This window comes from Candidatus Binataceae bacterium (assembly GCA_035650475.1).
Taxonomy (GTDB): Bacteria; Desulfobacterota; Binatia; order Binatales; family Binataceae; genus JAKAVN01.
On the sequence record DASRHP010000006.1, the window covers coordinates 449,928 to 456,481 of the forward strand.

Genomic DNA, 6,554 nt, shown 5'->3' on the forward strand with positions numbered 1-6,554 from the left:
GAGTTGAAAAAACGCTCCGGATCGCGGCCGCCCTCCGTGTCGGCGCCGCTTGCGCTCTGAGATGCGGATTCTCCACGTTATCCCGGCACTGGCGCCACGGTATGGAGGGCCTTCAAAGGTGGCCTTGGAGATGTGCCGCGAACTGGCCAGGCGTGGCGAGCGGGTAGCCATCTACACCACCAACTTCGACGGCTCCGGCAGCCTGAATGTGCCGCTTTTCCGGCCGGTGCCCGATCAGTCGGGCACGGAAATCACCTACTTTCCCGTATTTCCCCACAGCAACTATGCCGTGTCCTTGCCGCTGGCCGCCGCCTTGAGAAGAGACATTCCCGCATACCATCTCGTTCATATTCACTCGCTTTATCGTTTCAGCACGGTCGCCGCAGCGCACTACTCTCAGGCGCACGGCGTTCCGTACATAATGCTGCCGCATGGCACGCTGGATCCGTTCATATTCCGGCGCCACGCACTCAGAAAACGACTGTACGAATCCGTTTTCGACCGCCGTTATCTGGAGCAAGCCGCCGCGGTGCATTTCACCGCTGAGGACGAGCTGGAGTTAGCGAAGACCACGGGGTTCAACTTGAACGGGGCGGTCGTGCCGCTCGGCGTAACCATCGAGAAGGTCGACCGCGAAGAGGCCGGCAAGGAGTTTTACTCGCGATGGCCCGAAACGCGCGGCAAACGAGTCATCCTGTTTCTCGGAAGGGTGACGTTCAAGAAAGGCCTCGACATTCTGGCCCGCGCATTCGGGACAATCCGCCGCCGGCGCGACGACGTGCATCTGTTCATCGCCGGGCCCGATGACGAAGGATACGGTCGGCAGGTGCGAAAATGGCTCAGAGAAGAGGGCGCGCTTGGCTGCACCACCTTCGGTGGAATGCTGCTCGGGCGAGAGAAAACGGCTGCGTTCGCGGCGAGCGACCTATTCGTCCTGCCCTCGTACTCGGAAAACTTCGGCATCGCCGTGGTCGAAGCCATGGCAAACGGCCTGCCGGTCGTTATTTCGAATCGAGTGAACATCTGGCGGGAAATCGCCCGCGCAAGGGCCGGTATCGTGATCAATTGCGATCGGGCCGAGCTCGAACGTGCGTTGCTTGAGCTGCTTGAGCACGCCACACCCCGCCAGGATATGGGCAGGGCCGGCCGGCGGCTTGCGCGCGAAGTCTTCAGCTGGCGCGCCGCCGGAGAGAGGATGATCGAGCTATACCGCGACATTTTGAAGGCTCGTGGCGGCGCGGCGGCCGACGGCGGACGAGGGCTGAGCCTGTAACGAAGCCTGCCCGCTTTTGCGCGGTTTCGACACGCCCGGGTCGGGACCAGACGCACCGCCGTTGCGCGGCCAGCGATGCGCGTGATCATCAACGCCGACGATTTCGGATACTCGGACGAGAGCGTGCGCGCGACAATCGAGTTGTTCGAGCGTGGCGTGCTCTCCAGCGCCACCATCATGCCGCGGATGCCGGCGACGAGAAGTGCGTTGGAGTTTGCCCGGCGGAATCCCGCGTGGAGCTTCGGCGTCCATCTGACCTTCATTACCGACGATTTGGAGCGGCCCCTGATGGATCCGGGTCGGCTGCCGACCTTGATTAGGGCGGATGGTCGCTTTTATTCGACCAGGCAAACTCGCCTGCGGGCACTGCTGGGGCTGTTGTCGCCGGAGGAGATAGCCACAGAGATGCGCGCGCAAATCGGCTCGGTGATCGAGGCCGGCGTTGCGGTCTCCCATGTCGATTCGCATGGCCACACCCACAAGCTGGCCGCGTTCCGCGACGTGTTGCGCGCCGTGCTGCCCGAGTTCGGCATCGGGCGTGTTCGAAACGCGCAGAACGTCTACCTCGCCCGTCCGCTGAGCAGTGCGACTTTTTGGCTGGGACGAAGATTGGCGGCCGATATTCGAACGCATTTTGTGACAACCGATCGCTTTTTCATGCCGACCGCAGGCGCAGCGGGCGTGAGTTGGGCCGACCGGCTGCTCCAGCGCATGCACGGTGCCGACGGCAGCCTCGAGGTCGGGGTTCATCCCGGCCGGGAAGAAGCCTGGCGGCATCAGGAAGCCGGGATGGCGGCGCGTTTCAGCGCGCGCATCGCCGCAGCGGGCCATGAGATGATTTCCTGGAACGACCTGCGGCCAGATGCCCGTCAACGCGCACTGGCGGGCAAGCAGCCGCTCCCGGAATTGCGACGCGCCGACTGAGCTGACAGATGCGTTTGCTCCGCACGATGTGGTCCGAAGCCGGGGCCGGGCCTTGGGGTCTTCGACCCTCCGCGCGCGGTGAAAGAGCGGCCTCGCGGCCGGAAGTGCGTCATCCGGTCGATGAAGGCGCATGTCTGCCGCAACCGCGGCTGTGGGATCTGATTTACCGGCTGAGTCTGCGTCTGTCGCGGCTCGGGCGGCCGAAGTATCGCGGTGGGGCGGATCAGTTCTTCGAAAGCTATCACGGCGAACGTCATGTTGATTGGGCAAAATACGACTTCCGCGTCATGCTGCGCGCGCAGGCGGCGCGCGCGATCGCGGCGCGCACCGTTGCCGCAGGCGCGCGCGTCGTTGACGTCGGCTGCGGCGTGGGCGACCTGCTCGGAGCGCTCCCCGAAAGTTACCGTCGGGTCGGGATCGGGTATGCGGGAAACGACCTTCGTTTAGCGCGGTGCGTGACCGGGCAAGGAGTGGAACTGGTGCGCGGCTCGGCGACGGCGATTCCGTTGGCCTCCGGCGTGGCGCAGCTCGTTTTCTGCCTCGGCGTGCTGGAATACGTGGCAGACGACGACGGCGCGCTGGCCGAGATGCGCCGGATACTCGCGCCGGGCGGCTGGATGGTTCTCGACGTTGCCGGCGGCGCCTATTATCCCGAGTATCGCGCGATTATCGGCCACTTGCGCTCATATACGCGAAGCGGCCTGGACCGTAAGCTGAAGCGCGCGGGTCTCCGCCTCGCGCAGGATCTGGAACGGCATCCGCGCCTGAGCACCGTTCACTTTCTCGGTTACGCCGCACTGCTGGCGCTCCATCGCCTGCTCGACGCCTGCGGCTGGCGTCGGCGAAGTCTGTATGTCAGACCCGGCGTCGGCCAGGCGTATCGCGCGTTTTCGACGATGCTGCTGCGGCTTACGGGTGACAATCTGTGGAGCGCGGCCCCCGACGAGCGTAGCACGTTCGTTCTTGTTCAGCGGGCGGAATAGTATTCGTCACCCGCGATTTTCAAACCAGACGCGAAGCGCGTCAGAAATCGGGTGAGCCGCTCCGGCACGATGCTTGTCACTGGGGGGACGGGCTTTGTCGGCCGCCATCTGGTCGAGGAGTTGGTCCGCCGCGGGGCTCGCGTACGGGTCCTGGGGCGCCGCTGCGTCAACCGCTGGCGCTATCAGTCGGCCATCGAGCTAGTGCGCGGAGATATCGGCGACGCGGGCGTGCTGGAATCGGCGCTGGACGGGGTGGCCGGCGTCTATCATTTGGCCGCCGCCACCGCCGGCGATTGGGACTATTACCGGCGGGTGACGGTGGAGGGCTCGCGCAGGCTGCTCGAAATACTTGCCGCGCGCGGCGGCCGGGCGCTGTTCGTCAGTTCGCTCAGCGTGTACGCCGGAAGCGCGATGACCGACGGCGCGCTCATCGACGAGGACTTTCCGATCGATGACCCTGCGGCGCGGGGGTCTTACGCACGTGCCAAGACCGAGGCCGACCTGATCGCGCAGGGCTATCTGAGCGATCCCAGGATTGTGCTTACGATCGTGCGCCCCGGACTGATCTACGGCCCAGGGATGAAAAACCCGCTGCCCGGCACCGCGTTGAGCGTCACCTCCAGGGTATGGTTGGTGCTCGGGCGCGGAGACAAGCCGCTGCCGCTGATCCACGTGCGGGACGCGGCGCGCATGATGATCGCGATCATGAACGACGGCCGCGCGGCGGGCCGGACCTACAATCTGGTGGCTCCGGAGATGCCGACCCAGAACGATTATTTCAACGCGTATCGCCGGGTTTACGGTCGCCATCCGCCGCTGCTCCGTTTGCCGGCGCGCAGCATGATCTTGCTGCTCGCGCTTTCCGATCGGTTGCTCGAGCGGCCTCTGGGGCGCGATCCGCGGCGGCGCGAGACCCTGCGCCGCGCCCTCAGCCGCGTGCGTTACAGCGGCGCCCGCCTCGCTGCCGAGCTTGGGGTGCGCCCCGAGATAGGTCTGGAGCGCGGCCTGCGTCTGATGGCCGCAAGCGCGACATGACGGCCGGCGCCCGCTCGATGCGCTTCGCCATGATTGGATGCGGACGGGTGGCCCGCGAGCTCCATCTTCCCGCCTGGTCCACGCTGCCGCAGGCGCAGCTCGCGCTCGCTTGCGATCCCTCGCCCGCTGCGCGCGACGGCGTGCTGCGCTGCTACCCGCGGGCGCTGGGCGTGAGCGAGCTTGAGGAAGTTCTGGAGCGAAAAGAGGAGCTGGACTTCGTCGTGCTGGGCACGCCCGGTGATCAGCACGCGCGGGCGGCCGAGCGGCTTTTGGCTGAAGGCCTGAGCGTGTTATGCGAAAAGCCGTTGACTCTGGACGCGCCTTCGGCGCACCGCCTGTTCGATCTGGCCGCCGCCCATGGCGTCACGCTCTGCCCGATTCACAACTACCGTTTCAAAAGCAATTCCCTCAAAGCCCGCTTGTTCCATCGCGCCGGCCTGCTGGGCGATATTGATTTGGTCACGGTCCGTTTTCGCAGCGGTTCGCTGTTCGACGAGCCGGCGCGCTGGATGCGCGACGAGCGCGGCCATCGGGCGCTCCTGTTCGAAATCGGCTATCACTTTGTCGACCTCGCCTTGCTGTTTTTGGGGCCGCTTGCGGAAATTCGGACAGTGGACGCTGACGAGGACAGCATGGGTCTGCGCTATGTCGTCTTCACGACGGTGCATCAAAATGGCGCGCGCGGCCAGTTTGAACTGATGGTCGACGCCAAGTGCCGCAGCACCGATCTGGAAATTTTCGGGGAGAACGGGGCCCTGGCCCTGCAGTTCTTTCCCGACGGCTTGCGTAGCTTGCCGGGCCGTGACTCGCCGCTCCATCGCTGCGTGGGCGAGGCGAGACGGCTTGCCCAGTTTGCAGCCCATACGGCACGTGAAAAGCTCGGCTGGGGCATTGCGCGCCGGGCGATCCCGCATGCGCGGCTGTTCGCCGCCTTTTTGAGCGCGCTGCGCGGCGAGGGGCGAGTGCCGGTCGGCCGGGAAGACGCGATGCTAACCCTCGAGACGCTCGACCAAGTGGCGCGCCGCGCATATCGCCGCCCGGCCGTAAACCGCTCCCCTTCGACGGCGCCCGTCTCCGCGGCGGATTTGACCCATCGCTATTGCGCGGACCGGGTCGCATCCGGGCAATCACGATGACCGGCGACGTCTTTTGAATCCGCCTGCGCACACGGCGTTCCTGATGAGTCGAGAAAACCATGTTGTAGCGCCGCCCAAGCTTCCACTCACGGTGCTCGTTCTCACGTATAACGAGGAGCGAAATCTGCGCGCGGCGCTCGACTCGGTGGCCGACTGGGCGCAGGCCGTGTGGGTAGTCGATTCCATCAGCACCGATCGCACACGCGAGATTGCGCTGGAATCAGGTGCAGGATTCGTCCAGCATCCCTTCGAGACTCACGCGGCTCAAAAGAATTGGGCGCTGGACAATCTTCCTATCAGTACCGAGTGGGTGCTTTTTCTGGACGCCGACGAGCGCGTCAGCGTCGAGTTGCGGGAAGAAATACGCTCCCTGCTCAGCGCAACGCGCGCGCCCTGCAACGGCTACTATATTGCCATGATTAACCACTTCATGGGCGAGCCGCTTTACCATGGCGCCTGGCATCCCGACTGGCGGCTGCTGCTGTTCAGGCGCAACCGCGGACGGTTCGAGGAGCGCGCGGTGCACGAGCACCTGATGGTCGAGCCCCCGCTCGCCCGCCTGAAACACTATCTTATTCATGACGATCGCAAAGGACTCGAACGGTATTTCGATCGCCACAACATTTACTCCACGATGGAAGCCTTCGAGGGCCTTCGTGAACGGAGCGGGCGATCTGCCGACGGCATGCTTTCGGCACGCCCACTGGGCACAGCGCCTGAGCGAAGGCGTTGGCTCAAACGCCTCGCCTACCGCTATGCGATCGGCCGTCCTCTACTGAGATTTGGCTATTCGTATTTCTGGAAGCGGGGCTTCCTCGATGGCCGCGTCGGATTTCGTTATTGCGTGCTTCAAATGTTTTACGACTACCAGGTATCGTTGAAGATGATGGAGCTGCAGCGGGATCCTGCTTCGCCGATGCATGCGCGTTTGAAGGGCCCCGCGTCGAGCGATCCGGCGAAGGTGCTCGCCGACGTGGCCAAGGCCACAGACGCAGGACAGCGCTCAGGCGAGGCGCTCGGCTAAGAGCAAGTCGGTCCCCCTACCGATAGTCATTCACTAAGGCGGGCGATGAGCGAGGGATTCACGTTGTGGTTCACGGGGTTGTCGGGAGCGGGGAAGTCGACGTTGGCGGGGATGGCGGCGGAGGAGCTGCGGGGGCGGGGCTACCGGGTGGAGGTGCTGGACGGGGACGAGGTGCGCAC

The 6,554-nt window shown here is 64.7% G+C and carries 6 protein-coding genes; all 6 read left to right on the plus strand.

Annotated elements, in window-relative coordinates; all coding sequences use genetic code 11:
* Positions 1-61: 61 nt before the first annotated feature.
* The 6 genes from VFB33_04665 (at position 62) to VFB33_04690 (ending at position 6,375) form a co-directional block, all read left to right on the plus strand.
* Entirely contained in the window at positions 62-1,273 is a 1,212-nt protein-coding gene (locus VFB33_04665) for a glycosyltransferase (GenBank protein ID HZO80966.1), read from the plus strand.
* A gap of 75 nt (positions 1,274-1,348) precedes the next feature.
* Entirely contained in the window at positions 1,349-2,197 is an 849-nt protein-coding gene (locus VFB33_04670) for a ChbG/HpnK family deacetylase (GenBank protein HZO80967.1), read from the plus strand.
* A 104-nt stretch (positions 2,198-2,301) separates the two neighbouring features.
* Positions 2,302-3,180 carry a class I SAM-dependent methyltransferase gene (locus VFB33_04675; protein HZO80968.1) on the plus strand — a complete coding sequence of 293 codons (879 nt, stop codon included), beginning with the start codon at positions 2,302-2,304 and terminating at the stop codon, positions 3,178-3,180.
* 69 nt (positions 3,181-3,249) lie between these two features.
* Positions 3,250-4,215, plus strand: a complete 966-nt coding sequence (locus VFB33_04680) for an NAD-dependent epimerase/dehydratase family protein (GenBank protein HZO80969.1) — start codon at positions 3,250-3,252, stop codon at positions 4,213-4,215.
* A complete protein-coding gene (locus tag VFB33_04685; GenBank protein ID HZO80970.1) occupies positions 4,212-5,351 on the plus strand; it encodes a Gfo/Idh/MocA family oxidoreductase in 1,140 nt (379 codons plus the stop codon). Before VFB33_04680 ends, VFB33_04685 begins: the two co-directional genes overlap by 4 nt.
* Before the next feature lie 43 nt (positions 5,352-5,394).
* Positions 5,395-6,375 carry a glycosyltransferase family 2 protein gene (locus tag VFB33_04690; GenBank protein HZO80971.1) on the plus strand — a complete coding sequence of 327 codons (981 nt, stop codon included), beginning with the start codon at positions 5,395-5,397 and terminating at the stop codon, positions 6,373-6,375.
* Positions 6,376-6,554: the final 179 nt, after the last annotated feature.